This window comes from Escherichia sp. E2586 (genome assembly GCF_005781105.1).
Taxonomy (GTDB): domain Bacteria; phylum Pseudomonadota; class Gammaproteobacteria; order Enterobacterales; family Enterobacteriaceae; genus Escherichia.
In genome coordinates this window covers 261395-287409 of record NZ_VATN01000002.1, presented here as the reverse complement: position 1 = coordinate 287409, position 26015 = coordinate 261395, and the positions used below count along the sequence as shown (strand labels likewise).

The 26015-nt window shown below is 50.9% G+C and carries 27 protein-coding genes; 16 read left to right on the top strand and 11 right to left on the bottom strand.

Annotated features, from left to right (window positions below; genetic code table 11):
* Position 1: 1 nt before the first annotated feature.
* Entirely contained in the window at positions 2–583 is a 582-nt protein-coding gene (acpH, locus tag FEK50_RS02595; RefSeq protein WP_130223247.1) for an ACP phosphodiesterase, read from the bottom strand.
* Positions 584–675: 92 nt separating this feature from the next.
* Here acpH and queA point away from each other — a divergent pair, with 92 nt between their 5' ends.
* From queA to yajD, 6 genes are all read left to right on the top strand, one after another.
* Positions 676–1746, top strand: a complete 1071-nt coding sequence (gene queA / locus FEK50_RS02590; protein ID WP_130206226.1) for a tRNA preQ1(34) S-adenosylmethionine ribosyltransferase-isomerase QueA — start codon at positions 676–678, stop codon at positions 1744–1746.
* 54 nt (positions 1747–1800) lie between these two features.
* Positions 1801–2928, top strand: coding sequence for a tRNA guanosine(34) transglycosylase Tgt (gene tgt, locus FEK50_RS02585; protein ID WP_000667317.1), 1128 nt, complete (start codon positions 1801–1803; stop codon positions 2926–2928).
* Between the two features lie 22 nt (positions 2929–2950).
* Positions 2951–3283 carry a preprotein translocase subunit YajC gene (gene yajC, locus FEK50_RS02580; RefSeq protein ID WP_000007629.1) on the top strand — a complete coding sequence of 111 codons (333 nt, stop codon included), beginning with the start codon at positions 2951–2953 and terminating at the stop codon, positions 3281–3283.
* Positions 3284–3310: 27 nt separating this feature from the next.
* On the top strand, positions 3311–5158 hold the full coding sequence (gene secD, locus FEK50_RS02575; RefSeq protein WP_130206228.1) for a protein translocase subunit SecD: 1848 nt from the start codon (positions 3311–3313) through the stop codon (positions 5156–5158).
* A gap of 10 nt (positions 5159–5168) precedes the next feature.
* Complete coding sequence (gene secF, locus FEK50_RS02570; protein WP_130206230.1) at positions 5169–6140, top strand: protein translocase subunit SecF; 972 nt, start codon at positions 5169–5171, stop codon at positions 6138–6140.
* A 127-nt stretch (positions 6141–6267) separates the two neighbouring features.
* The gene (yajD, locus tag FEK50_RS02565; protein WP_000974823.1) at positions 6268–6615 is read left to right on the top strand and encodes an HNH nuclease YajD; all 348 of its coding nucleotides are present in this window, start codon (positions 6268–6270) and stop codon (positions 6613–6615) included.
* A gap of 216 nt (positions 6616–6831) precedes the next feature.
* On the opposite strand, the gene tsx is transcribed toward yajD, so the two are convergent.
* Positions 6832–7716, bottom strand: coding sequence for a nucleoside-specific channel-forming protein Tsx (gene tsx / locus FEK50_RS02560; RefSeq protein WP_116836751.1), 885 nt, complete (start codon positions 7714–7716; stop codon positions 6832–6834).
* 297 nt (positions 7717–8013) lie between these two features.
* Positions 8014–8556, bottom strand: a complete 543-nt coding sequence (locus FEK50_RS02555; protein ID WP_131160972.1) for a DUF3251 domain-containing protein — start codon at positions 8554–8556, stop codon at positions 8014–8016.
* Between the two features lie 150 nt (positions 8557–8706).
* Here FEK50_RS02555 and nrdR point away from each other — a divergent pair, with 150 nt between their 5' ends.
* From nrdR to pgpA, 6 genes are all read left to right on the top strand, one after another.
* Positions 8707–9156 carry a transcriptional regulator NrdR gene (gene nrdR, locus FEK50_RS02550; protein ID WP_064527125.1) on the top strand — a complete coding sequence of 150 codons (450 nt, stop codon included), beginning with the start codon at positions 8707–8709 and terminating at the stop codon, positions 9154–9156.
* 3 nt (positions 9157–9159) lie between these two features.
* Entirely contained in the window at positions 9160–10263 is a 1104-nt protein-coding gene (gene ribD, locus FEK50_RS02545) for a bifunctional diaminohydroxyphosphoribosylaminopyrimidine deaminase/5-amino-6-(5-phosphoribosylamino)uracil reductase RibD (RefSeq protein WP_131160973.1), read from the top strand.
* 88 nt (positions 10264–10351) lie between these two features.
* Positions 10352–10822: a 6,7-dimethyl-8-ribityllumazine synthase gene (gene ribE / locus FEK50_RS02540; RefSeq protein WP_001021161.1), complete on the top strand. Its 471-nt coding sequence runs from the start codon at positions 10352–10354 to the stop codon at positions 10820–10822.
* A gap of 19 nt (positions 10823–10841) precedes the next feature.
* Positions 10842–11261 (top strand): transcription antitermination factor NusB, encoded by a 420-nt coding sequence (gene nusB / locus FEK50_RS02535; protein WP_000801121.1) that lies wholly within the window; start codon positions 10842–10844, stop codon positions 11259–11261.
* 77 nt (positions 11262–11338) lie between these two features.
* Complete coding sequence (gene thiL / locus FEK50_RS02530) at positions 11339–12316, top strand: thiamine-phosphate kinase (protein ID WP_130260311.1); 978 nt, start codon at positions 11339–11341, stop codon at positions 12314–12316.
* Positions 12294–12812 (top strand): phosphatidylglycerophosphatase A, encoded by a 519-nt coding sequence (gene pgpA, locus FEK50_RS02525; RefSeq protein WP_130223239.1) that lies wholly within the window; start codon positions 12294–12296, stop codon positions 12810–12812. Before thiL ends, pgpA begins: the two co-directional genes overlap by 23 nt.
* A gap of 53 nt (positions 12813–12865) precedes the next feature.
* Here the strand turns inward: pgpA and yajO are convergent, their stop codons facing one another.
* From yajO to xseB, 4 genes are read right to left on the bottom strand one after another with little or no spacing between them, the layout of a single operon-like run.
* A complete protein-coding gene (gene yajO, locus FEK50_RS02520) occupies positions 12866–13840 on the bottom strand; it encodes a 1-deoxyxylulose-5-phosphate synthase YajO (protein WP_131160974.1) in 975 nt (324 codons plus the stop codon).
* A 54-nt stretch (positions 13841–13894) separates the two neighbouring features.
* Positions 13895–15757 (bottom strand): 1-deoxy-D-xylulose-5-phosphate synthase, encoded by a 1863-nt coding sequence (gene dxs / locus FEK50_RS02515; RefSeq protein WP_123178148.1) that lies wholly within the window; start codon positions 15755–15757, stop codon positions 13895–13897.
* Between the two features lie 24 nt (positions 15758–15781).
* Positions 15782–16681 (bottom strand): (2E,6E)-farnesyl diphosphate synthase, encoded by a 900-nt coding sequence (gene ispA / locus FEK50_RS02510; RefSeq protein WP_131160975.1) that lies wholly within the window; start codon positions 16679–16681, stop codon positions 15782–15784.
* Positions 16681–16923, bottom strand: a complete 243-nt coding sequence (gene xseB / locus FEK50_RS02505; RefSeq protein WP_001124935.1) for an exodeoxyribonuclease VII small subunit — start codon at positions 16921–16923, stop codon at positions 16681–16683. The genes ispA and xseB overlap by 1 nt, the downstream gene beginning before the upstream one ends.
* 205 nt (positions 16924–17128) lie before the next feature.
* Here xseB and thiI point away from each other — a divergent pair, with 205 nt between their 5' ends.
* Entirely contained in the window at positions 17129–18577 is a 1449-nt protein-coding gene (gene thiI, locus FEK50_RS02500) for a tRNA uracil 4-sulfurtransferase ThiI (RefSeq protein WP_131160976.1), read from the top strand.
* Between the two features lie 53 nt (positions 18578–18630).
* On the opposite strand, the gene yajL is transcribed toward thiI, so the two are convergent.
* Positions 18631–19221: a protein deglycase YajL gene (gene yajL / locus FEK50_RS02495; RefSeq protein WP_001276309.1), complete on the bottom strand. Its 591-nt coding sequence runs from the start codon at positions 19219–19221 to the stop codon at positions 18631–18633.
* Entirely contained in the window at positions 19184–20095 is a 912-nt protein-coding gene (panE, locus tag FEK50_RS02490; RefSeq protein ID WP_130206244.1) for a 2-dehydropantoate 2-reductase, read from the bottom strand. Before panE ends, yajL begins: the two co-directional genes overlap by 38 nt.
* A gap of 167 nt (positions 20096–20262) precedes the next feature.
* On the opposite strand from panE, the gene yajQ reads away from it, so the two are divergent.
* Positions 20263–20754, top strand: coding sequence for a nucleotide binding protein YajQ (yajQ, locus tag FEK50_RS02485; protein ID WP_131160977.1), 492 nt, complete (start codon positions 20263–20265; stop codon positions 20752–20754).
* Between the two features lie 127 nt (positions 20755–20881).
* Here yajQ and FEK50_RS02480 read toward each other — a convergent pair whose 3' ends face one another.
* Positions 20882–22246 carry an MFS transporter gene (locus FEK50_RS02480; RefSeq protein WP_130206246.1) on the bottom strand — a complete coding sequence of 455 codons (1365 nt, stop codon included), beginning with the start codon at positions 22244–22246 and terminating at the stop codon, positions 20882–20884.
* A 393-nt stretch (positions 22247–22639) separates the two neighbouring features.
* Between FEK50_RS02480 and FEK50_RS02475 the strand changes: the two genes are divergently transcribed.
* Together FEK50_RS02475 and FEK50_RS02470 are read left to right on the top strand one after the other, a co-directional pair.
* A complete protein-coding gene (locus FEK50_RS02475) occupies positions 22640–24139 on the top strand; it encodes an SEL1-like repeat protein (RefSeq protein ID WP_131160978.1) in 1500 nt (499 codons plus the stop codon).
* 10 nt (positions 24140–24149) lie between these two features.
* On the top strand, positions 24150–25088 hold the full coding sequence (locus FEK50_RS02470; RefSeq protein WP_131160979.1) for a tetratricopeptide repeat protein: 939 nt from the start codon (positions 24150–24152) through the stop codon (positions 25086–25088).
* Between the two features lie 25 nt (positions 25089–25113).
* Here FEK50_RS02470 and cyoE read toward each other — a convergent pair whose 3' ends face one another.
* The gene (gene cyoE / locus FEK50_RS02465) at positions 25114–26004 is read right to left on the bottom strand and encodes a heme o synthase (RefSeq protein ID WP_000971336.1); all 891 of its coding nucleotides are present in this window, start codon (positions 26002–26004) and stop codon (positions 25114–25116) included.
* Positions 26005–26015: the final 11 nt, after the last annotated feature.

Genomic DNA, 26015 nt, shown 5'->3' with positions numbered 1-26015 from the left:
CCTACAACGCTTTGCGTGACGCCTGCTCCATCATCCGCGGATAAAATTGCCAGAAGCGGGTTTCAAGGGCGTCGTAATGGGTGTCTAAATCGTACCAGGAGTCACGCAGAGCATCCAGACGTGGGCGACGGCTTGCCATGCCGTTTAACACGCTCTGGATGAAATCCATATCGCGATAGCGCACCAGCCATTGCTCTGACCATAAGTAATTATTCAGATTGATAAAGCGCGGCGGTGAGTCCGGCAAAATCGTCATCACTTGTTCGCGGGCATAACAGACAAATTCCTGTAGCGGAAAGTCCGGCGACAGCTGCGACCAGTGGCGGGAAAGAAAGTGATCCCACATTACATCCAGCGTAATAGGCGCAACGCGGCGAGTTTCGTTGCGAAACCACTCCCGCGCTTCGCGGACTTCCGGCAGATTGTCGGTTAACACATCGATACGCCGATGCATATGAATACCTGCAACCACGTCGGGCGGAAAACTTTCGTCAGGATTTCCGCGAACAAAATCAGCCAGTAAATTGCCGGAAAGCGAGCTTTCAGCGAGATGGGCTAAATGCAGGTGAGCTAAAAAATTCATCGATTATATTCTATCCAAAGGGGGGTAAAGGTTGCAGGGAGAGCGCCCCGGCACTAGACTACCCGCCTCTTATTTTAGTCTGAGTCAGTGTCATGCGCGTTACCGATTTCTCCTTTGAATTGCCCGAATCCCTGATTGCCCACTATCCCATGCCTGAACGCAGTAGCTGTCGTTTACTGTCGCTGGACGGGCCGACGGGCGCGCTGACGCACGGTACTTTCACCGATTTACTCGACAAGCTCAACCCCGGCGATCTTCTGGTTTTTAACAATACCCGCGTGATCCCGGCGCGTCTGTTTGGGCGAAAAGCTAGCGGCGGTAAAATTGAAGTGCTGGTTGAGCGGATGCTCGACGACAAACGCATTCTCGCGCATATTCGCGCCTCGAAAGCGCCAAAACCGGGCGCGGAGCTACTGCTGGGCGATGATGAAAGCATCAAAGCAACAATGACCGCTCGTCACGGCGCGCTGTTTGAAGTCGAATTTAACGATGAGCGCTCGGTGCTGGATATTCTCAACAGCATCGGCCATATGCCACTGCCGCCGTACATCGACCGTCCGGACGAAGATGCAGACCGCGAACTTTATCAAACGGTTTATAGCGAAAAACCAGGCGCGGTAGCAGCACCGACCGCCGGACTGCACTTTGACGAACCGCTGCTGGAAAAATTACGCGCCAAAGGCGTAGAGATGGCATTCGTGACCCTGCATGTGGGGGCGGGTACCTTCCAGCCGGTACGCGTCGACACCATTGAAGACCACATCATGCACTCGGAATATGCAGAAGTGCCGCAGGATGTGGTTGACGCAGTGCTGGCTGCGAAAGCGCGTGGTAACCGGGTGATTGCGGTTGGCACCACCTCTGTTCGCTCGCTTGAGAGCGCGGCCCAGGCGGCGAAAAACGATCTGATTGAACCGTTTTTCGATGATACACAAATCTTTATCTATCCCGGCTTCCAGTACAAAGTAGTCGATGCGCTGGTGACTAACTTCCATCTGCCAGAGTCAACGCTGATTATGCTGGTTTCCGCATTTGCCGGTTATCAACACACCATGAACGCCTATAAAGCGGCGGTAGAAGAGAAATATCGCTTTTTTAGTTACGGTGATGCGATGTTTATCACGTACAATCCGCAGGCAATTAATGAGCGCGTCGGGGAGTAATTCCGCGGCGCTGGTTTAAACGTTGGACTGTTTTTCTGACGTAGTGGAGAAAAAATGAAATTTGAACTGGACACCACCGACGGTCGCGCACGCCGTGGCCGCCTGGTCTTCGATCGTGGCGTAGTGGAAACGCCTTGTTTTATGCCTGTTGGCACCTACGGCACCGTAAAAGGGATGACGCCGGAAGAAGTTGAAGCCACTGGCGCGCAAATTATTCTGGGTAACACCTTCCACCTGTGGCTGCGCCCGGGTCAGGAAATCATGAAACTGCATGGCGATCTGCACGATTTCATGCAGTGGAAAGGCCCGATCCTTACCGACTCCGGCGGCTTCCAGGTCTTCAGTCTTGGCGATATCCGTAAAATCACCGAACAGGGCGTGCACTTCCGTAACCCCATCAACGGCGACCCGATTTTCCTCGATCCCGAAAAATCGATGGAGATTCAATACGATCTTGGCTCAGACATCGTCATGATTTTTGACGAGTGTACGCCGTATCCTGCTGACTGGGATTACGCGAAGCGCTCTATGGAGATGTCGCTGCGTTGGGCGAAGCGTAGCCGCGAGCGTTTTGACAGCCTCGGCAACAAAAATGCGCTCTTTGGTATCATTCAGGGCAGCGTTTACGAAGATTTACGTGATATCTCTGTTAAAGGTCTGGTAGATATCGGTTTTGATGGCTACGCTGTCGGCGGTCTGGCAGTGGGTGAGCCGAAAGCAGATATGCACCGTATCCTGGAGCATGTGTGCCCGCAAATTCCGGCAGACAAACCACGTTACCTGATGGGCGTTGGTAAACCGGAAGACCTGGTTGAAGGCGTGCGCCGCGGTATAGATATGTTTGACTGCGTAATGCCAACACGTAATGCGCGTAACGGTCATCTGTTCGTGACCGATGGCGTGGTGAAAATCCGCAATGCGAAGTATAAGAGCGACACTGGCCCGCTCGATCCTGAGTGTGATTGCTACACCTGTCGCAATTATTCACGTGCCTACTTGCATCATCTCGACCGTTGCAACGAAATATTAGGCGCGCGACTCAACACCATTCATAACCTTCGTTACTACCAGCGTTTGATGGCGGGTTTACGCAAGGCTATTGAAGAGGGTAAATTAGAGAGCTTCGTAGCTGATTTTTACCAGCGTCAGGGGCGAGAAGTACCACCTTTGAACGTTGATTAATATTAATAATGAGGGAAATTTAATGAGCTTTTTTATTTCTGATGCGGTAGCGGCAACGGGTGCTCCGGCACAAGGTAGCCCGATGTCTTTGATTTTGATGCTGGTGGTATTCGGTCTGATTTTCTATTTCATGATCCTGCGCCCACAGCAGAAGCGCACCAAAGAACACAAAAAGCTGATGGACTCCATCGCGAAAGGTGATGAAGTGCTGACGAACGGTGGCCTGGTCGGTCGCGTAACCAAAGTAGCAGAAAACGGCTACATTGCTATCGCGCTGAATGACACCACTGAAGTAGTTATTAAACGTGACTTCGTAGCCGCCGTTCTGCCGAAAGGCACCATGAAGGCGCTGTAATTAAAATTTTTCCCTAAGGGAATTGCCGTGTTAAACCGTTATCCTTTGTGGAAGTACGTCATGCTGATCGTGGTGATTGTCATCGGTCTGCTGTATGCGCTTCCCAACCTGTTTGGTGAGGATCCGGCTGTTCAGATCACTGGCGCGCGCGGAGTCGCCGCCAGTGAGCAAACGCTGATCCAGGTCCAGAAAACGTTACAAGAAGAAAAAATAACTGCTAAGTCTGTGGCACTGGAAGAGGGCGCTATTCTTGCGCGCTTCGACTCCACTGACACCCAGCTACGCGCCCGTGAAGCATTAATGGGCATTCTGGGTGACAAATATGTCGTGGCGCTTAACCTTGCCCCGGCCACGCCGCGCTGGCTGGCAGCTATTCACGCTGAGCCGATGAAGCTCGGTCTTGACTTGCGTGGCGGCGTTCACTTCCTGATGGAAGTGGATATGGACACTGCGCTTGGCAAACTCCAGGAACAAAATATCGATAGCCTGCGCAGCGATCTGCGTGAAAAAGGCATCCCGTATACCACTGTTCGTAAAGAAAATAATTACGGTCTGAGCATCACTTTCCGCGATGGCAACGCCCGTGATGAAGCCATTGCATATCTGAGCAAGCGTCATCCCGATCTGGTCATTAGCAGCCAGGGTAGCAACCAGCTGCGTGCGGTCATGAGCGATGCGCGTCTCAGTGAAGCGCGTGAATATGCGGTGCAGCAGAACATTAACATCCTGCGTAACCGTGTAAACCAGCTTGGTGTGGCGGAGCCTGTAGTACAACGTCAGGGGGCAGACCGCATTGTCGTTGAGCTGCCTGGTATTCAGGATACCGCTCGCGCGAAAGAGATTCTTGGCGCTACCGCGACGCTGGAATTCCGTCTGGTGAATACCAACGTTGACCAGGCTGCTGCTGCATCTGGACGCGTACCGGGCGACTCTGAAGTGAAACAGACCCGCGAAGGTCAGCCGGTTGTGCTGTACAAACGCGTGATTCTGACCGGTGACCATATCACCGATTCCACTTCCAGCCAGGACGAATACAACCAGCCGCAGGTTAACATCTCGCTCGACAGCGCAGGTGGTAACATCATGTCTAACTTCACTAAGGACAACATCGGCAAACCGATGGCGACCCTGTTTGTGGAGTATAAAGACAGCGGTAAGAAAGATGCTAATGGTCGTGCGGTTCTGGTGAAACAGGAAGAGGTGATTAACATCGCGAATATCCAGTCTCGTCTGGGTAACAGCTTCCGTATCACTGGTATCAACAACCCGAACGAAGCGCGTCAGCTGTCGCTGCTGCTGCGTGCCGGTGCGTTGATTGCACCGATTCAGATTGTTGAAGAACGTACCATTGGTCCGACCCTGGGTATGCAGAACATTGAACAGGGGCTGGAGGCATGTCTCGCCGGTCTGCTGGTTTCTATTCTGTTCATGATCATCTTCTATAAGAAGTTTGGTCTGATTGCGACCAGTGCTCTGATTGCGAACTTGATCTTGATTGTCGGCATTATGTCGCTGCTGCCTGGCGCGACGCTGAGTATGCCGGGGATCGCGGGTATCGTCTTAACCCTTGCGGTAGCGGTCGATGCGAACGTACTGATCAACGAACGTATTAAAGAAGAGTTAAGCAACGGGCGTACTGTTCAGCAGGCAATTGATGAAGGTTATCGTGGCGCGTTCAGTTCCATCTTCGATGCGAACATCACCACGCTGATTAAAGTCATCATCCTGTACGCAGTGGGTACCGGGGCAATTAAAGGGTTCGCGATTACTACCGGTATCGGTGTGGCGACGTCGATGTTTACCGCGATTGTCGGTACGCGTGCCATCGTAAACCTGCTATATGGCGGCAAGCGCGTCAAGAAGCTGTCAATCTGAGGAGTGCGATGTGGCACAGGAATATACTGTTGAACAACTAAACCACGGCCGTAAAGTCTATGACTTTATGCGCTGGGACTACTGGGCTTTCGGCATCTCTGGTCTGCTGTTAATCGCCGCGATCGTCATTATGGGCGTGCGCGGTTTTAACTGGGGGCTGGATTTCACCGGTGGTACGGTTATTGAAATTACGCTTGAAAAACCGGCTGAAATCGATGTAATGCGTGATGCATTGCAGAAAGCGGGCTTTGAAGAGCCGATGCTGCAAAACTTCGGTAGCAGCCACGACATCATGGTCCGCATGCCGCCAGCTGAAGGCGAAACCGGTGGTCAGGTGCTGGGCAGCAAAGTTCTGAAGGTGATTAACGAAGCTACCAATCAGAACGCGGCGGTGAAGCGTATTGAGTTCGTCGGTCCGAGCGTAGGGGCAGACCTTGCGCAAACCGGTGCGATGGCGCTGATGGCGGCACTGCTGTCTATCCTTGTATATGTCGGTTTCCGCTTTGAGTGGCGACTGGCGGCAGGGGTAGTAATCGCGCTGGCGCACGACGTTATCATTACACTGGGTATTTTGTCGTTATTCCATATCGAGATTGACCTGACCATTGTGGCATCGTTGATGTCGGTTATCGGTTACTCGCTTAACGACAGTATTGTGGTATCGGACCGTATTCGTGAAAACTTCCGCAAAATCCGTCGCGGTACGCCTTACGAAATCTTTAACGTGTCCTTGACCCAGACGCTGCACCGTACTTTGATCACATCCGGTACCACCTTGATGGTGATCCTGATGCTGTATCTCTTTGGTGGTCCGGTACTGGAAGGCTTCTCGCTGACCATGCTGATCGGTGTAACCATCGGTACGGCGTCTTCCATCTATGTAGCATCTGCGCTGGCCCTGAAACTGGGTATGAAGCGTGAGCATATGCTGCAACAGAAAGTGGAAAAAGAAGGGGCGGACCAGCCGTCAATTCTGCCTTAATCAAGTTCCCGTTGATGTTGAAAATCCCGGTCAGAAGATCGGGATTTTTTTGATGTATGGAGATTGCGAAAATCCCCGCATCTTGGGAAACTGCGCGTAACCCTACATTTCATCCAGGTAACTTTTCATGGCTATCATCCCAAAAAACTATGCGCGGTTAGAAAGCGGCTATCGCGAAAAAGCATTAAAACTCTATCCGTGGGTCTGCGGTCGCTGTTCCCGCGAGTTTGTCTATTCCAACCTGCGTGAGCTAACTGTGCACCATATCGATCACGACCATACCAATAATCCGGAAGATGGTAGTAACTGGGAATTGCTTTGTCTCTATTGCCATGATCATGAGCATTCGAAATATACCGAAGCGGATCAGTATGGTACGACGGTTATCGCAGGGGAAGATGCGCAGAAAGATGTCGGTGAAGCGAAATACAACCCGTTTGCTGATTTAAAAGCGATGATGAATAAGAAGAAGTAATAAAAAATGCCGGATATAAAATCCGCTATTTGAGCTTTGTGACAAACGAAAAATTGCCTGATACGCTACGCTTGTCAGGCCTACGTAATCTCAGCAATGTATTGAATTTTCGTGCTTTTGTAGACCAGATAAGGCGTTTACTCCGCATCCGGCATGAACAAAGCGCACGTTGTCGACAATCTGAAATGCCGGGAATAAATCCCGGCATTTTCATAATCAGAAGTTGTAACCTACCACCAGGTAACCACCCCAGCCGGTAGAGCGAACGTTGAAGTTGCCGTTACCGAAGTTCAGCTCTGCATCATCGTTCCACTGACCACCGTCATGCCAGTAACGTGCAACGACAGAGTAGTGCCAGTGATCGTAGTTCAGCGCCAGAATATGGCTGGAAGCGATGGAGTTATTGCTGCGCGTCTTAATACCGTTGATTGCGTTACCGCTGTCATCACCCAGATCGGAACCCCAGTCGAAGTTGGTGAAGCCGATGTAGCTCAGCTGACCGCCCCACAGATCGGTAATCGGCACAAAGTATTTAATTTTGAAACGGTAACCGTCCCACTCGTTTTCGTTCGCTGCGCCGTAGTTCTGCCACTGGTATTTCGCATACACGTTCATGGACAGGCTCATCGGCAGGCCAGTGTCGATGTCAGTACCCAGACCCATATACCAGGTGCTCTGGCGACCATCTTTGTTACGGCCCATGTCGTAAATGTAGTTGTTCGCGAAGTACCACTCTTTGAACGGACCGAAGCTAAGGTCAGTATTGGTCAGCTTATCGATGGAGAAACGCGGTTCGATTTCCATAAACAGCGGAGAACCGTGGTTCCAGATACCTTTGGCATCGGAGTTACCGCCGAAGAATACCGGCGCATCCGCGTAACCATAGAAATCGAACCAGTCTTTTTTAGCGAATGCTTCATACTCCAGGTAAGTATCGTTACGGATCTGCGGTCCGAAACGAGTGTGATAGCTACCAACTACGTTAACGCTCTGGTGCCACCAGTCGGAAAGGTACTGCGGTTTATCGTTTTCAGCTGCGTTGACAGTAAAAGACGAAGAGAGCGCCAGTACCGCACCGGCTGCCAGTAATGTTTTTTTCATATGTATGCCACTGTTTGAAAATCCCTTACGGGAGTGAAAAAGGCGCAAATTGCGTTTCTAAATATTTCCTATACAGAGGAGCCTATTATAAAAATCATTGCTCACAAAAATATGTTGTATTTCACAGTTCTATCATTTACGTAATCGATTGCGTTCACGAATACACATATTCGGGCGGGAATTGTACTGACTTTCACCCTTGTTGCAAACTTTTACTATCAATCTGGGTGATGTAAGCAGAGTAACAAAATGAAGGGGGAGGATGTTGCGGGACGCACAAAACGCCCCGAAAAACGTTTACTGCATAACAGGTTGAATGTCGTGGATGCGTACAAAGCCTAACTGATCCACAGAAATGCCCTTTAACTGTAACGGAATGTCAACATCACTGGGCGCGAGGAGGCTGGCCGGCGCGTTAATCAATTGATTCTGCACATTGATTTCCTGAAAGTTGTCGATTGTTCCCTGAATTTGCCCATATTCAACGGTTCCGCTGAAAGCGGGTAAGGGATCATTGGACTCACCCTGAATACGCAGCGTCAGAGTGGTGCCATCTGCAATTGGCGTAATATTCACCAGCGACATACGTAAAGTGCCAATTTGGCTTTCCAGCCGTGCCGGTGTGTTTGCACCAGGCAACAGGTAAACCCCACTGCTGGATTTTGCGTTCAGCGTATTTTGCTGGGTGATTTTGATAGTTTCTTTGTTGAGCTGAGTCATCTCTTTATTCAACGTGTTGACGCTGTGTTTCATCTGGCGTACTTCGCTTTGCTGTACGCAGGCGCTCAGGCTGAACAGGCTTCCCAGCAGGAATAGTCGAAAACATACTTTAATGTTCATAGGTCGTCCCTTTCTCGTCACAATTAGCCTAATGGTAGAGGCTTAAAGCCGTGAAAGCATCGATCCTTTATCTCAAAAGCGTTGCGCCTTTGTTGTATCGTCAGTTCAGGGTAAAATAGATTTCTATTAACCACCTGGTCAGGACGCCGTATGCATTGCCCATTCTGTTTCGCCGTGGACACTAAGGTAATTGACTCTCGTCTCGTTAGCGAGGGCTCTTCCGTACGCCGCCGTCGGCAGTGTCTGGTGTGTAATGAACGTTTCACTACTTTTGAAGTTGCGGAACTGGTTATGCCGCGTGTCGTGAAAAGCAACGACGTGCGCGAACCGTTTAATGAAGAAAAATTGCGTAGCGGAATGCTGCGGGCGCTGGAAAAACGTCCGGTGAGTTCCGATGACGTCGAAATGGCGATCAACCATATTAAATCGCAACTCCGCGCCACCGGTGAGCGCGAAGTGCCGAGCAAAATGATTGGCAATCTGGTGATGGAGCAATTGAAAAAGCTCGATAAAGTCGCCTATATCCGTTTTGCCTCTGTCTATCGCAGTTTCGAAGATATCAAAGAATTTGGCGAAGAGATTGCGCGCCTGGAGGATTAAACCGTGCAGGACGAGTTATACATGGCGCGGGCGCTAAAGCTGGCGCAACGAGGGCGCTTCACCACTCACCCTAACCCGAATGTCGGTTGCGTCATTGTGAAAGATGGCGAAATTGTCGGTGAAGGTTACCATCACCGCGCGGGCGAACCGCATGCCGAGGTACACGCGTTGCGCATGGCAGGTGAAAAAGCCAAAGGCGCAACGGCGTATGTGACACTCGAACCTTGTAGTCATCATGGTCGTACGCCACCGTGTTGTGACGCATTAATTGCTGCTGGCGTGGCGCGCGTTGTGGCTGCGATGCAGGACCCCAATCCACAGGTCGCAGGGCGTGGACTTTACCGTTTGCAACAAGCTGGCATTGACGTCAGCCACGGCCTGATGATGAGCGAAGCCGAGCAATTGAATAAAGGCTTCCTCAAGCGCATGCGCACCGGCTTTCCTTATATACAGTTGAAACTCGGCGCGTCGCTAGATGGCCGCACTGCGATGGCCAGCGGTGAAAGCCAGTGGATCACTTCACCTCAGGCTCGACGCGATGTACAACGACTGCGCGCGCAAAGTCATGCCATTTTAACCAGCAGCGCCACGGTGCTGGCGGACGATCCAGCCTTAACTGTGCGTTGGTCTGAACTGGATGAACACACTCAGGCGCTCTATCCGCAACAAAATCTCCGTCAGCCGGTACGTATTGTGATTGATAGCCAAAATCGCGTGACGCCGGAACACCGCATCGTGCAGCAGCCGGGCGAAACCTGGTTCGCGCGTACGCAGGAAGATTCTCGTGAATGGCCGGAAACGGTGCGTACTTTGCTGATTCCAGAGCATAAAGGTCATCTGGATCTGGTTGTGCTGATGATGCAACTCGGCAAGCAACAGATTAACAGTATCTGGGTGGAAGCGGGGCCAACGCTCGCTGGCGCATTGCTACAGGCGGGTTTAGTCGATGAGCTGATTGTCTATATCGCACCTAAACTATTAGGCAGCGACGCCCGCGGATTATGTACGCTGCCGGGGCTTGAGAAATTAGCCGACGCGCCCCAATTTAAATTCAAAGAGATACGTCATGTAGGCCCGGATGTTTGCCTGCATTTAGTGGGTGCATGATCTCCCGGCTCGAAAGGGAAGCAGCGCACGAAATATTATGCTAAAATCCGCCCCCCTGCGGGGCCATACTCGAACCCGAAGGAAGAAAATGAACATTATTGAAGCTAACGTTGCTACCCCGGACGCTCGCGTCGCCATCACCATTGCGCGTTTCAACAACTTTATCAATGACAGCCTGCTGGAAGGTGCAATTGACGCACTGAAACGTATCGGTCAGGTAAAAGATGAAAATATTACCGTTGTTTGGGTGCCTGGTGCCTATGAGCTGCCGCTGGCGGCGGGTGCACTGGCTAAAACCGGTAAATACGACGCGGTGATTGCGCTGGGGACGGTTATTCGTGGTGGCACTGCCCACTTTGAATATGTCGCTGGTGGTGCAAGCAACGGCCTGGCGCATGTTGCCCAGGACAGCGAAATTCCGGTTGCTTTTGGGGTTTTGACCACTGAAAGCATTGAACAAGCGATCGAACGTGCTGGCACCAAAGCTGGTAACAAAGGTGCAGAAGCTGCACTGACCGCGCTTGAAATGATTAATGTATTGAAAGCCATCAAGGCCTGAAATTAGTAAGGGGAAATCCGTGAAACCTGCTGCTCGTCGCCGCGCTCGTGAGTGTGCCGTCCAGGCGCTCTACTCCTGGCAGTTGTCCCAGAACGACATCGCTGATGTTGAATACCAGTTCCTGGCTGAACAGGATGTAAAAGACGTTGACATCCTGTACTTCCGTGAGCTGCTGGCCGGGGTGGCGACTAACACCGCATACCTCGACGGACTGATGAAGCCATATCTGTCTCGCCTGCTGGAAGAGCTGGGCCAGGTAGAAAAAGCGGTACTGCGCATTGCGCTGTACGAGCTGTCTAAACGTAGCGATGTGCCGTACAAAGTGGCCATTAACGAAGCGATCGAACTGGCGAAATCGTTCGGCGCAGAAGACAGCCATAAGTTCGTCAATGGCGTACTGGATAAAGCAGCACCTGTGATTCGCCCTAACAAAAAGTGATATCCAGGCCGGCAGAGTAACGGAAAACAGTTCCGCACTCGCCGGCCTTTTCTTTTTTACCTGCTGAGGCATAACGTATGGCATGTGGCGAGTTCTCCCTGATTGCCCGTTATTTTGACCGTGTAAGAAGCTCTCGTCTTGATGTCGAACTTGGCATTGGCGACGATTGCGCACTTCTCAATATCCCCGAGAAACAGACCCTGGCGATCAGCACCGATACGCTGGTGGCGGGCAACCATTTCCTCCCTGATATCGATCCTGCGGATCTGGCATATAAAGCACTGGCGGTAAACCTAAGCGATCTGGCAGCGATGGGCGCCGATCCGGCCTGGCTGACGCTGGCATTAACCTTACCGGACGTAGACGAATCGTGGCTTGAGTCCTTCAGCGACAGTTTGTTTGAGCTCCTCAATTATTACGATATGCAACTCATTGGCGGCGACACCACGCGTGGGCCATTATCAATGACGTTGGGTATCCACGGCTTTGTTCCGATGGGACGAGCCTTAACGCGCTCTGGGGCGAAACCGGGTGACTGGATTTATGTGACCGGTACACCGGGCGATAGCGCCGCCGGGCTGGCGATTTTGCAAAATCGTCTCCACGTGGCGGATGGCAAAGATGCTGACTACTTGGTCAAACGTCACCTCCGTCCGTCGCCGCGTATTTTACAGGGACAGGCATTGCGCGATCTGGCAAATTCAGCCATCGATCTCTCTGACGGTCTGATTTCCGATCTCGGGCATATCGTGAAAGCCAGCGACTGCGGCGCACGCATTGACCTGGCGTTGTTACCATTCTCTGACGCACTTTCACGTCATGTTGAACCGGAACAGGCGCTGCGCTGGGCGCTCTCTGGTGGCGAAGATTACGAGTTGTGTTTCACTGTGCCGGAACTGAACCGTGGTGCGTTGGATGTCGCTTTGGGACATCTGGGCGTACCATTTACCTGTATCGGGCAAATGACCGCCGATATAGAAGGGCTTTGTTTTATTCGTGACGGCGAACCTGTCACGTTAGACTGGAAAGGATATGACCATTTTGCCACGCCATAAAGATGTCGCGAAAAGTCGCCTGAAGATGAGTAATCCGTGGCATTTGCTTGCTGTCGGATTCGGAAGTGGATTAAGCCCGATTGTTCCTGGCACGATGGGATCGCTGGCGGCGATTCCGTTCTGGTATCTGATGACCTTTTTACCCTGGCAGCTTTATTCGCTGGTAGTCATGCTGGGGATCTGTATTGGCGTTTATCTTTGTCATCAGACCGCGAAAGATATGGGCGTGCACGATCATGGCAGCATTGTCTGGGACGAATTTATCGGCATGTGGATCACGCTCATGGCGCTGCCGACCAATGACTGGCAGTGGGTCGCCGCCGGGTTTGTGATTTTCCGTATTCTGGATATGTGGAAACCGTGGCCGATCCGCTGGTTTGATCGCAATGTACATGGCGGCATGGGGATCATGATCGACGATATTGTCGCCGGGGTGATTTCCGCAGGCATCCTGTACTTTATCGGTCATCACTGGCCGTTGGGTCTTCTGTCATAGTTTTGCACCAGAGCCTGATGTGACGCTTGTTGCGTCTTATCAGGCCTGCATACCTATTTAAATCCCACTATCGGATGCTGTTTATAGGGTGTCTCCAGTTCGGCAATCTGTTCCGGTTTCAACGTGATATCCACCGCGTTCAGTAGTTCATCCAGCTGTTCTTCCCGCGAAGTTCCGATAATCGGCGCGGCAATGCCCGGCTTACTCAACAACCAGGCCAACGCAACTTGTGCTCGTGTCGCACCAAGTTCTTCACTGACGCCCGTTAACCGCTCTGCGATCTGTGCGTCATTTTCATCGCTTTCTTTATAGAGATTTTTCCCCACCTCATCAGACACCAGCCGTGCAGTGGTTTCTCCCCACGGACGAGTCAGACGTCCCCGTGCCAGCGGGCTCCACGGAATCACCGCCACGCCCTCCTGATAACACAGCGGCAGCATCTCACGCTCTTCTTCGCGATAAATCAGATTGTAGTGATCCTGCATACTGACAAACTGCGCCCAGCCGTGCTGTTTTTGCAGTTCCAGCGCCTGAGCAAACTGCGAGGCGTGCATTGATGACGCGCCGATATAACGCGCTTTCCCGGCTTTTACCACGTCGTTCAGGGCTTCCAGCGTCTCTTCGATCGGCGTGTTGTAATCCCAGCGATGAATTTGCAGGATATCGACATAATCCATGCCGAGACGGCGCAGGCTGTCGTCGATAGAGCGCAAAATTTGCGCACGGGATAATCCTTCCGGTAAATCACCAACGCGATGGAACACTTTGGTGGCAACGACCACGTCTTCACGACGGGCGAAATCCCGCAGTGCGCGACCGACGATCTCTTCGCTGCTTCCATCGGAATAGCTATTGGCGGTATCAACGAAATTTATGCCGCCTTCCAGCGCGCGTTTAATGATGGGACGGCTGCTCTCTTCCGGCAGTGTCCATGCGTGATTACCGCGATCTGGCTCGCCAAAGGTCATACAGCCGAGGCAAAGTCGGGAAACGCGAAGGTCGGTTTTTCCTAAGGGGTTGTATTGCATGCTGCCACTCCTGCCATGAATAATTTCTTAAGCATAGCAGGAGTGGAGTAGGGATTATGCCAGCCAGACCTTGATTTTGGCTTCCATACCGGCGGCATCGAGGCCGAGTTCGGCGCGCATTTCTTCCTGAGTTCCTTGCGGAATAAAGAAATCCGGCAGGCCAATGTTCAGCACGGGTACTGGTTTACGATGGGCCATTAGCACTTCGTTCACGCCGCTGCCTGCACCACCCATAATGGCGTTTTCTTCAACGGTAACCAGCGCCTCATGGCTGGCGGCCATTTCCAGAATTAACGCTTCATCAAGCGGCTTCACAAAACGCATATCGACCAGCGTAGCGTTCAGCGATTCGGCGACTTTCGCCGCTTCTGGCATCAGCGTACCAAAGTTAAGGATCGCCAGTTTCTCGCCACGACGCTTCACAATGCCTTTGCCAATTGGCAGTTTTTCCAGTGGCGTCAGCTCCACGCCGACCGCGTTGCCGCGCGGGTAGCGCACCGCTGACGGGCCATCGTTATAGTGATAGCCGGTATAGAGCATCTGGCGACATTCGTTTTCATCGCTCGGGGTCATAATGACCATTTCCGGTATGCAGCGCAGGTAAGAGAGATCAAAAGCACCCTGATGGGTTTGACCGTCAGCACCAACAATGCCCGCACGGTCGATGGCGAACAGGACCGGAAGCTTTTGAATTGCCACGTCATGCAGCACCTGATCATAGGCGCGTTGCAGGAAGGTGGAGTAGATCGCGACAATGGGTTTGTATCCTCCAATCGCCAGACCCGCAGCAAAGGTCACTGCGTGTTGCTCGGCAATCGCCACGTCGAAGTAGCGATCCGGGAATTTACGTGAAAACTCGACCATGCCGGAACCTTCACGCATCGCCGGAGTAATCGCCATCAGCTTGTTGTCTTTCGCTGCGGTTTCGCACAGCCAGTCGCCAAAGATTTTTGAATAGCTTGGCAGGCCGCCGCTACTTTTCGGCAAACAACCGCTGGAGGGATCAAATTTAGGCACGGCGTGGAAAGTGATTGGGTCTTTCTCTGCCGGTTCATAACCACGACCTTTTTTGGTCATGATATGCAGGAACTGCGGGCCTTTCAGGTCGCGCATGTTCTTAAGTGTGGTGATAAGCCCCAGCACATCGTGACCGTCAACCGGGCCGATGTAGTTAAAGCCCAGCTCTTCAAACAATGTGCCAGGCACTACCATGCCTTTAATATGTTCTTCGGTACGTTTGAGTAGCTCTTTAATTGGCGGCACGCCAGAGAAAACTTTTTTCCCGCCTTCGCGCAGCGAAGAGTAAAGCTTACCGGAAAGCAGCTGCGCCAGATGGTTGTTGAGCGCGCCAACATTTTCGGAAATCGACATTTCATTGTCGTTGAGGACCACCAGCATATCAGGACGGATATCGCCCGCGTGATTCATCGCTTCAAACGCCATGCCAGCGGTAATCGCGCCATCGCCAATGACACAGACGGTGCGGCGATTTTTGCCTTCTTTCTCGGCAGCAACCGCAATACCAATTCCGGCACTGATGGAGGTTGATGAATGCCCGACGCTTAAAACGTCATATTCGCTTTCGCCGCGCCACGGGAACGGGTGCAGGCCGCCTTTCTGACGGATGGTGCCGATTTTGTCGCGGCGTCCGGTCAAAATTTTATGCGGATAAGCCTGATGCCCCACATCCCAAATCAATTGGTCAAACGGGGTGTTGTAGACATAGTGCAGCGCCACGGTCAGTTCGACCGTGCCCAGCCCGGAGGCGAAGTGCCCGCTGGAACGGCTCACGCTGTCGAGTAAATAGCGGCGCAGTTCGTCGCAGAGTTTCGGTAAACTCTCTTTTGGCAACAGTCGTAACTCCTGGGTGGAGTCGACCAGTGCCAGGGTCGGGTATTTGGCAATATCAAAACTCATCAGGGGCCTATTAATACTTATTGTTTATTTATTACGCTGGATGATGTAGTCCGCTAGCGCTTCCAGTGCCGAGGTATCGAGTGACTGTTCAGCCAGTTGTTTCAGCGACTGACGGGCATCGTCGATCAGATCCCGGGCTTTCTTCCGGGCTTGCTCAAGACCCAGAAGTGCAGGGTAGGTACTTTTACCAAGTTGCTGGTCGGCACCCTGGCGTTTTCCCAACGTTGCAGTATCTCCCACCACATCCAGGATGTCATCCTGAACCTGGAAGGCAAGGCCGATGCTCTCTGCGTACTTGTCGAGTACTGGCAGAGCATGACGTCCTTTATCTCCGGCGCTTAATGCACCAAGGCGAACGGCGGCGCGAATCAATGCGCCGGTTTTATGACGATGAATACGCTCGAGTGCGTCCAGAGGTACGTGTTTGCCTTCCGCGTCTAAATCTAATGCCTGACCACCGCACATTCCGGCAATACCGCTGGCGCTCGCCAGTTCAGAAATCATCGAAATCCTGTCGCGGTCCGACACTTCCGGCATATCGGCATCGCTTAAAATCGAGAACGCCAGCGTTTGTAAAGCGTCGCCAGCGAGAATCGCGTTCGCTTCGCCAAACTTCACATGACAGGTCGGCAAGCCGCGACGCAGATCGTCATCATCCATTGCCGGTAAATCATCATGAATTAATGAGTAAGCGTGGATACACTCTACGGCGGCGGCGGGTGCGTCCAGAGTATTCAGACTTACGCCGAGCATTTGACCGGTGGCATAAACCAGGAAAGGTCGCAGGCGCTTACCACCTAATAATGCGCCATACTGCATGGTTTCTACCACGGGAGTGTTCTGAAAGGGCAGTGGGGCGATAAAACGGCTCAGCGCCTGGTTGGCCTGCTTAACGCAGGCTTCGAGTTGCTGCGGAAAGTCCATTACTCATTGTCCGGTGTAAAAGGGGTTAGAGAGGCGTCTTCATTGTCAGACAGCAGAATTTGTACGCGTTGTTCGGCTTGTTGTAATTTGGCCTGCCCCTGACGTGCCAGCTGCACGCCGCGTTCGAACTCGTTCAGCGCCTCTTCCAGCGGCAGGTCGCCACTTTCCAGGCGGGTTACAATCTGTTCCAGCTCGCTCAGCGCCTTTTCAAAGCTGGCGGGCGCCTCATTTTTCTTCGGCATAATGAATGTCTGACTCTCAATATTTTTCGCCCCGTCATGGTAACGGACTCAGGGCAAATAGCAAATAACGCGCAATGGTAAGGTGATGTGCGCAGCAAAGCGATGTTAGTGGTATACTTCCGCGCCTGGATGCAGCCGCAGGTGTGGGCTGCTGTATTTTTCCCTATACAAGTCGCTTAAGACTTGCCAACGAACCATTGCCGCCATGAAGTTTATCATTAAATTGTTCCCGGAAATCACCATCAAAAGCCAATCTGTGCGCTTGCGCTTTATAAAAATCCTTACCGGGAACATTCGTAACGTTTTAAAGCACTATGATGAGACGCTCGCTGTCGTCCGCCACTGGGATAACATCGAAGTTCGCGCAAAAGATGAAAACCAGCGTCTGGCTATTCGCGACGCCCTGACCCGTATTCCGGGTATCCACCATATTCTCGAAGTTGAAGACGTGCCGTTTACCGACATGCACGATATTTTCGAGAAAGCGTTGGTTCAGTATCGCGATCAGTTGGAAGGCAAAACCTTCTGCGTGCGCGTGAAGCGCCGCGGTAAGCATGATTTTAGTTCGATTGATGTGGAACGTTACGTCGGCGGCGGTTTAAATCAGCATATTGAATCCGCGCGCGTGAAGCTGACCAATCCGGAAGTGACTGTCCATCTGGAAGTGGAAGACGATCGTCTGCTGCTGATCAAAGGCCGCTACGAAGGTATTGGTGGTTTCCCGATCGGCACCCAGGAAGATGTACTGTCGCTCATTTCCGGCGGTTTCGACTCCGGTGTATCCAGCTATATGTTGATGCGTCGCGGCTGCCGTGTGCATTACTGCTTCTTTAACCTCGGCGGCGCGGCGCATGAAATCGGCGTTCGCCAGGTGGCGCATTATCTGTGGAACCGCTTTGGCAGCTCCCACCGCGTGCGTTTTGTCGCCATTAATTTCGAACCGGTCGTCGGGGAAATTCTCGAGAAAATCGACGACGGTCAGATGGGCGTTATCCTCAAACGTATGATGGTGCGTGCCGCGTCTAAAGTGGCTGAACGTTACGGCGTACAGGCGCTGGTCACCGGCGAAGCACTGGGTCAGGTGTCCAGCCAGACGCTGACCAACCTGCGCCTGATTGATAACGTCTCCGATACGCTGATCCTGCGTCCGCTGATCTCTTACGACAAAGAGCACATCATCAACCTGGCTCGCCAGATTGGCACCGAAGACTTTGCCCGCACTATGCCGGAATATTGCGGTGTGATCTCCAAAAGCCCGACGGTGAAAGCGGTTAAATCGAAGATTGAAGCGGAAGAAGATAAGTTCGACTTCAGCATTCTCGATAAAGTGGTTGAGGAAGCGAATAACGTTGATATCCGCGAAATCGCCCAGCAGACCGAGCAGGAAGTGGTGGAAGTGGAAACCGTCAATGGCTTCGGCCCGAACGACGTGATCCTCGATATCCGTTCTGTCGATGAACAGGAAGATAAGCCGCTGAAAGTTGAAGGCATCGACGTAGTTTCTCTGCCGTTCTATAAACTGAGCACCAAATTTGGCGATCTCGACCAGAACAAAACCTGGCTGCTGTGGTGTGAGCGCGGGGTGATGAGCCGCCTGCAGGCGCTCTATCTGCGCGAGCAGGGCTTTAAGAATGTGAAGGTATATCGCCCGTAATTTGTGGTTTTTACGTCGCATCTGGTCAGATGCGACGTTTGCCGCATCCGACACTACTCGTAATAATTATAAATTCCTGCCGCCATCACCAGTTGTGATGCCACTTCATGGGCTTTCTCGCGCCCAACCAGCAGGTCGATAATTTTCAGACCAAAGTCGATAGCTGTACCCGGCCCCTGGCTGGTCAGCAATTTTACTCGTGCATCCCAGACGACGCGCTTGTCCTGCCATTGTTCGGCGGGAATTTTATCTTTCAGCGTCGGGAAGCCGGTCATATTGCCAATCGGGAAGATATCGTGCGGCACCAGCACGGTGGCTGGCGCGGCGCAAATAGCCGCGACGATACGCCCGGAACGGTGGAACTGTTTAACGGTTTCAACCAGCAGGGTGCTATCGCGAAAACATTCCGCGCCTTTAATGCCACCAGGCAGCACGATCACGTCATATTCGCCATCGGCAACTTCGACCAGCGGCGCATCCGCCAGCAGCTTAACGCCGCGCGAGCAGGTAATCGCCAGGTTACCATCGCTGGCGACGCTGGCAGTGGTGACTTTGATACCGCCGCGAACCAGCAGATCGATAGTGGTGACGGCTTCAGTCTCTTCACTACCAGGGGCGAGGCAAACCAGTGCCGATGCGCTCATATTCACTCTCCTTTCTTTTTACCATTTCAAACAGGCGGGTGTTTTCCGGTACGGCAATCCCATGCGCGCGGGCGCGACGTAAGAGAAAACCATTGATATAGTCGATTTCAGTGTGGCGCAGCGCGTGGATATCCTGCAACATCGACGAGATATTTTCCGCTGTGGCATCAATCACCTGCATCACGTAATCACGCAAATCTTCTGCTGAAGTATGATGCCCTTCGCGTTCAATCACTGCCGCGACTTCTTCGCATATCTGCATAATTTCTTGCGGATGATGACGTAATTCACCGTTCGGGCAATTCCAGATGGCGGTTAGTGGATTAATCACACAGTTGACTGCCAGCTTGCGCCACAGCTCGGCGCGAATATTGTTATGCCAGGCAACGTCAGGTAATACGGTTTGTAAAATATCCGCCAGATAACTGTAATCGCCGTCCTGTTGCCGTGCCGGACCAATATGCGTGATACCGTTTGCCACATGAATAATGACATTTCCGTCGCGGCGCGCCGCATGGGTGGTAGTGCCCATCAGTAACGGCTGCTCAATGCTTTGCAACTCTTCGATGGTACCCATGCCGTTGTGAATTAACAGTATTGGCGTGGTTACAGGCAGTGTGGACGCGAGGCTTTTGACGGCATCGGAAACCTGCCAGGCTTTCAGCGTCACCAGTAACAGGTCGCTGGTGGCTAGAAAATCGGGATCGTTAGCGGTCAGAGACTCGTTAAATATCGAACCGTCAGTCTCAACCAGATTCACGCTACAATAAGGTTGCGGTACGCGCAGCCAGCCCTGAACTTCGTGACCCTGTTTGCAAAGTGCTGTAAGCCATAATTGCCCTAAGGCACCGCATCCCAATACGGTAATTTTCATTGTTCCTCCTCACCCGCAACCACTCCGGGTGTTCAATAAGGCTATCCCTTAATTGTGCATGCTGTTGCGACTATGCACAATTAAGGGATACGTCCTGGTGCAGGACTGTTGGTTATTTAACTTTGCAGGTATTATGCTTCGCATCAAAAATGAAGGGAGAGGAAAAGATGCCATCTTTCGATATTGTTTCTGAAGTTGATCTTCAGGAAGCGCGTAACGCGGTCGATAACGCGAGCCGCGAAGTGGAGTCCCGTTTTGACTTCCGTAACGTTGAAGCCTCATTTGAGCTGAACGACGCCAGCAAAACCATCAAAGTGTTGAGCGAGTCCGATTTCCAGGTCAATCAGTTGCTGGATATTCTGCGTGCCAAGCTGCTGAAGCGCGGCATTGAAGGCAGTTCGCTGGATGTACCGGAAAATATCGTTCATAGCGGTAAAACCTGGTTTGTGGAAGCGAAACTGAAACAGGGTATTGAGAGCGCGACCCAGAAGAAAATCGTCAAGATGATCAAAGACAGCAAACTGAAAGTGCAGGCGCAAATTCAGGGCGATGAGATCCGCGTAACGGGTAAATCTCGTGATGATTTGCAGGCTGTCATGGCGATGGTACGCGGTGGCGATCTCCGTCAGCCGTTCCAGTTCAAAAACTTCCGCGATTAATCGCGACAACATGCGCTTTGTTCATGTCAGATGCGGCATGAACGCCTGATTCGGCCTACAAAGGTTTGTAACTCAGAAGCTTTGTAGGCCTGATAAGCGTAGCGCAGCAGGCAATTCGCCTCGTTTTTTATGCCTGACGAATTGCCTGTTCAACCTCAAAGCGATTCGTCACTTTGCTGTCGATTTTCACATAAGCTGAATGTTCTTCTTCTGCAATCAACACTTCTTTGACGCCTGCGGTTTCCAGTAAACGCACTTTTAACGCCTCGTTTGCGGCAATGTCCGCCGGGATTTCAATGCGCAAACTGCTAACATACGGCGGTTCTTTCATGGTACTGGCGACTGCCAGCCACACTGCTGCCAGCATTGCGCCAGCGAGAAATACGCCCTGACCGTCAAACATGCCGTCAATCCAGCCGCCCAGCGCACCGCCAATCGCCACGCCAAGAAACTGGCTGGTGGAGTAAACACCCATCGCCGTACCTTTGTAACCAGCTGGCGACTCTTTACTGATAAGCGAAGGCAGAAGGGCTTCCATCAAATTAAACGCCACAAAGAAAAGCTGCACGCCGACCACCAGTTGCCAGAACTGCGTTTGTGCGTTCCACAACACAATTTCCGCAACCACGATCAACCCGACGCAGAAGACAAAGACTTGCTTCATTTTGCGCTTAACTTCAGCGTAGATAATGAAAGGCACGACAGAGCCAAAGGCGATTAACATCGTTGCCAGATAGACCTTCCAGTGTTCAGCCGCCGGGAAACCCGCATCAGCCAGTTGCCCTGGCAGGGCAACAAACGTCGACATCAGCAGCATGTGCAGACACATAATGCCAAGGTTGAGTTTCAGCAGCCGCGGTTCTGCCAGCACTTTGCTGAAACTGCCTTTCACCATCCCGGATTCACGGTTGAGTACGTGCGTGCTGCTGTTAGGTACAACCCAAATGGTCAACGCAATGCCGATCGTTGCCAGAATAGCGATCATCCAGAACAGCGCGTGCAGCCCAAGTTTGTGAGTAATGATCGGGCCAAGCACCATCGCAATGGCGAAGGTAATGCCGAAGCTCACGCCAATAAACGCCATCGCTTTGGTGCGGTTTTGTTCGCGAGTGAGATCGGAAAGCAACGCCATAACGGCTGCGGCTATGGCGCCGGAGCCTTGTAACGCACGACCCAGAATGATTCCCCAGATGGAGTCAGAGAGCGCAGCAATAACGCTGCCGGCAGCAAACACTGCCAGTCCGCCGACAATTAATGGTTTGCGACCAATGCGGTCGGAAAGCAGGCCAAACGGAATCTGAAAAACGGCCTGGGTCAAACCATAAATACCAATGGCAATACCGATTAACGCTTCGCTGGCCCCTTGCAGTGCCATACCGTACGTAGTCAGAACCGGCAGTACCATAAACATGCCCAGCATGCGCAATGAAAATACGGTCCCTAAACCCCAGGTCGCGCGCCGCTCACCTGGCGTCATTTTATAATCGTTCATTACCACCTCTTAAAAAATTGCCCACATAGTGTAGTGCGGAGCGCATGTTGGGTAAACAGAGTGTTAATGAGTAAATATTACATAAGAGAGTGGTTTTTACGTCAGGTATGAGCTTCTTTCGTATTCTTGCCATTAATACTTTGTGCGTTAAATATAACAAATGAAAAGCTCACATGATTTTATCCTCCAGGCAATGACATTATTTTTGGCTTTATTGAGTGGCATGTAACTTTTTATCAAAGGATGATGTTATTTTAACTCAATAAATAGAGGTGTAGGAGGCACTGATTATGCTGTTTCAGCTTAAATGCTTGCTTATTACCTGGGCCGTTATGGCAGTGTATTTATTCATGAAATGGATGTTTGGTGGTTAGGTATAATAAGGGGTTATATATGTGGTCTGGTAAAGTTATTTTATTATCATTTGGTTTGTCTCTGGCTTCTTTTTGTCATGCTTCAACGGATATTAATCAACTGTATGAACGTATTGTCAATAAAGATCGGATGGCGTTAAAAGAACTGCAAAAATTAGCTGACTCCAATAACACGCAGGCGCTAGTGCTACTGGGATTTATTTATGAACACGGAGTGACAGTATCTGTTGACATCCCAAAGGCGATTCAGTGGTATGAGAAAGCCTGTAACCAGGGGGGAGAATACGGTTGCTATAATGCACGTTATTTCTTTCAATATGGTAAAGGCGTAACCCTGGACGTGACACGAGCACAGATGTATGCCAGTAAGTCGAAAACTGACGATCTTAATATTCCTCCTGATTTGATGAATAAAATAATCAATCAGGCCTATGAATTGAAATCCGGGGCCGAGACAGACAAAACGAAACGGGCGAGTTTAATTGAATTTGTCAGTCGTTATGTCGGTCAGGCACCCGAGAATGATTTGCTTCTTTGGGGGCGAATTGGTTTCAGTAAACCAGAAATTTTGCGTCTGGCGACTCTATGGGCGCAGGAAGACGACCCAAAAATGGATTATATTGTCGGAAATCTTTATCTCGATGATTTTTCACCTTCTGATGATAGACGTTCTTTAGACACCAAAAAGAAAGCACTGCAATGGTTTCGCACTGCGGCAGAAAAAGGTTATCCGATGGCGCAGTATACCATGGGCGATGCCTACGAAAATGGCAGTGCTGGTTTAAAGATTGATGCTGTCGAAGCCAAAAAATGGTACGAATTAGCTGCAAATAAGAATGACGAAAAAGCATTAGTAGCCCTGGGGAATATATACTATTCTGGGTTGACCGGCGAAGTTGATTATTCTAAAGCGAGCGTGCTTTTTAACAAGGCTGAACAGCAAGGGGCAAAAAAAGCCGCATTGTGGTTAAGTTGGATGTATTACAACGGATTAGGTGAATGGCTTGATTGTGATAAGGCCTGGGATTATTACGAAAAAGGTGCGGGGAAATATTCATTGAAATTCAGTAAGGATGAATATTTAAACCGTTGTAATCAAGATCAGAAAATCCGAGAAACACAGGGTGATATTTTACCTTATCTCACGTTAAAACATTACGGGACCTATGGTTTTAACGCAAATGAAAAACCAAAAATATGCGATGTCAGTATTAAAATTAATGCTGATAAAATCAGTGGTATAACTAATTTGCAGTTGACGCTTGAGCTAAAGGGAAGTGAAGGTATCAGTGAAGAATATACCGTTGTCGTACCGCCTTTTAGTCTAAATACACTTGGCGTGGATATGTATAATAACTCCACTCATATAAGACAGACCTATATAGATATCCCAGTTTATAATCGTAATTTATGCGATTTTCATGATTTAACTTATTCTGTTAAATCTGCGACGACGATACTGAATGGGAAACAACGCGACTTGTTAAAAGAAGAGCATATTCAGGTGCAAGATAAATAATGGATATTTTATGTTGCCTAAAAGAATATTATTTTCTTTAATGCTGATAGTTCCACCAGGCGTGGTGGCAAGCGAGAAAGCGCATGAATTGTATGACAGCATATACAGTAAAAAGCCTGCCCCCGATGTTATAAGTACACTACATAAAATGGCTGAGTCGGGGGATGTCGACGCGCAAAGCCTGTTAGGCTGGGAATATCATCAGCCCCGCTACGATACGAAACCCAACGTTCAGGAAGCCATTAAATGGTTCGAGTTAGCCGCTAAACAAGGTGACAGAGAAGCTCCGTTAGCGCTGGGGGATATCTACTACGACGGTGAGCAGGTGCGGGTGGATTATGCCAAAGCGTATGCGTTATTTAATCAGGCCGCGCAACACGGTATAAATTTAGCATGGTCCAGATTGGGCATGATGTACGCCAATGGTCAGTATGTTGAGGTAGATTGTAAGAAAGCGAAGGAATATCTTGATAAAGGTGTCCATATTTATGGTGGCCCGGAAGACTTTCTGGCTACTTGTCGAAAAGACATGATTGACAGAAAAACGGTTGACGATACGTTACCAGTGATCACGATTACCCATTCTGGAATGCGGGATAATTTTTTAGATGAGAGCTTTTCCTGTATGGACAGCCTCTTTGCCGAAACCAATAAATTAGGCGAAGTGGCCAATCTTCGTGTTACGTACAACATTAAGAGTCCGTCTGGTAAGGAAATTATCCAAACGGTTGGTTTCAAGCCTTTCGGCTTAAACCGGCTGAATATTAACTTTACTGATTACATAATCGGTTCGTTTAGCAGCAATTCATTGCTCCTTCTTTATAGATCCGATTTTGAGTCGAAAATGTGTTCACAGGTGAAGACTCGCATTATTGCCGCAACGGCAACGATAAAGGGTAAAGAAGTGGATCTGCTAAAAGTGGGGGCAATAAAAAACCCGCCAGAGTAAGCGGGTTTTTTGATGACGATAAGATTTACCAAACAGCAGCCAGCAGCGTATGCGAGTCCGGCACCATAAAATCAACGGACATCATTACCGAGAGGGCGGTGATGGCGATGATAGAGAAGCCGAACAGCTTACGCGCCCAGATTCTGTCATCAGCGACTTTATAACCGCGTAGGGCCATGCCTAACCACCAGACGCTAACCGCTGCGGCGACCACCAGATATTTATACCCAGCGTAACCGCCAAGAGAGAGCATCAGCGTGGCAACGGCAAAGGCGATGATATACAGCGTAATGTGGTTCTTCGCTACCGAAATGCCTTTTACCACCGGCAGTACCGGAATGTTCGCCGCCTGATAATCCTTAAAGCGGAAAATGGCGATGGCATAGGAGTGAGGCATCTGCCATAGGCTGAAGATAGCCAGCAGGATCGCTGCGCCGCTATCGAACTCGCCGGTTACCGCACAGTAGCCAATCACCGGCGGCGCAGCGCCGGAGAGCGAACCAATCAACGTGCCGTAGACTGAGTGGCGTTTCATGTACAGGCTATAAACGCCGACATAAACCACGAAGCCCATCACCCCCAGCCAGCAGGCCAGCGGATTCGCGCCAAACCACAGCAGCATAAAGCCAGCAATACCCAGCAAGGTGGCGTACACCAGCGAGACAGCAGGAGAGATCAGGCCTTTAACCAGCACCCGATTCTTCGTCCTTTCCATCTTTCTGTCGATATCCCTGTCGATGTAGTTGTTAAACACACAACCCGACGCCACAACCAGTGACACCCCAACCAGCGTGTAGATAAACAGGGGATAATCAATGCTGCCCTTTGAGGCCAACAGGAATCCCCCAATCACCGAGATCAGGTTGCCAAAGATGATGCCTGGTTTCGTTACTTGCAGGTATTGCTTAAACATCATAACCGCCGCTC

Coding starts and splice junctions, on each gene's coding strand:
- acpH (WP_130223247.1), bottom strand. CDS start 583: ATGAATTTTTTAGCTCACCTGCATTTAGCCCATCTCGCTGAAAGCTCG.
- queA (WP_130206226.1), top strand. CDS start 676: ATGCGCGTTACCGATTTCTCCTTTGAATTGCCCGAATCCCTGATTGCC.
- tgt (WP_000667317.1), top strand. CDS start 1,801: ATGAAATTTGAACTGGACACCACCGACGGTCGCGCACGCCGTGGCCGC.
- yajC (WP_000007629.1), top strand. CDS start 2,951: ATGAGCTTTTTTATTTCTGATGCGGTAGCGGCAACGGGTGCTCCGGCA.
- yajD (WP_000974823.1), top strand. CDS start 6,268: ATGGCTATCATCCCAAAAAACTATGCGCGGTTAGAAAGCGGCTATCGC.
- tsx (WP_116836751.1), bottom strand. CDS start 7,716: ATGAAAAAAACATTACTGGCAGCCGGTGCGGTACTGGCGCTCTCTTCG.
- FEK50_RS02555 (WP_131160972.1), bottom strand. CDS start 8,556: ATGAACATTAAAGTATGTTTTCGACTATTCCTGCTGGGAAGCCTGTTC.
- nrdR (WP_064527125.1), top strand. CDS start 8,707: ATGCATTGCCCATTCTGTTTCGCCGTGGACACTAAGGTAATTGACTCT.
- ribE (WP_001021161.1), top strand. CDS start 10,352: ATGAACATTATTGAAGCTAACGTTGCTACCCCGGACGCTCGCGTCGCC.
- thiL (WP_130260311.1), top strand. CDS start 11,339: ATGGCATGTGGCGAGTTCTCCCTGATTGCCCGTTATTTTGACCGTGTA.
- pgpA (WP_130223239.1), top strand. CDS start 12,294: ATGACCATTTTGCCACGCCATAAAGATGTCGCGAAAAGTCGCCTGAAG.
- yajO (WP_131160974.1), bottom strand. CDS start 13,840: ATGCAATACAACCCCTTAGGAAAAACCGACCTTCGCGTTTCCCGACTT.
- dxs (WP_123178148.1), bottom strand. CDS start 15,757: ATGAGTTTTGATATTGCCAAATACCCGACCCTGGCACTGGTCGACTCC.
- ispA (WP_131160975.1), bottom strand. CDS start 16,681: ATGGACTTTCCGCAGCAACTCGAAGCCTGCGTTAAGCAGGCCAACCAG.
- xseB (WP_001124935.1), bottom strand. CDS start 16,923: ATGCCGAAGAAAAATGAGGCGCCCGCCAGCTTTGAAAAGGCGCTGAGC.
- thiI (WP_131160976.1), top strand. CDS start 17,129: ATGAAGTTTATCATTAAATTGTTCCCGGAAATCACCATCAAAAGCCAA.
- yajL (WP_001276309.1), bottom strand. CDS start 19,221: ATGAGCGCATCGGCACTGGTTTGCCTCGCCCCTGGTAGTGAAGAGACT.
- panE (WP_130206244.1), bottom strand. CDS start 20,095: ATGAAAATTACCGTATTGGGATGCGGTGCCTTAGGGCAATTATGGCTT.
- yajQ (WP_131160977.1), top strand. CDS start 20,263: ATGCCATCTTTCGATATTGTTTCTGAAGTTGATCTTCAGGAAGCGCGT.
- FEK50_RS02480 (WP_130206246.1), bottom strand. CDS start 22,246: ATGAACGATTATAAAATGACGCCAGGTGAGCGGCGCGCGACCTGGGGT.
- FEK50_RS02475 (WP_131160978.1), top strand. CDS start 22,640: ATGTGGTCTGGTAAAGTTATTTTATTATCATTTGGTTTGTCTCTGGCT.
- FEK50_RS02470 (WP_131160979.1), top strand. CDS start 24,150: ATGTTGCCTAAAAGAATATTATTTTCTTTAATGCTGATAGTTCCACCA.
- cyoE (WP_000971336.1), bottom strand. CDS start 26,004: ATGATGTTTAAGCAATACCTGCAAGTAACGAAACCAGGCATCATCTTT.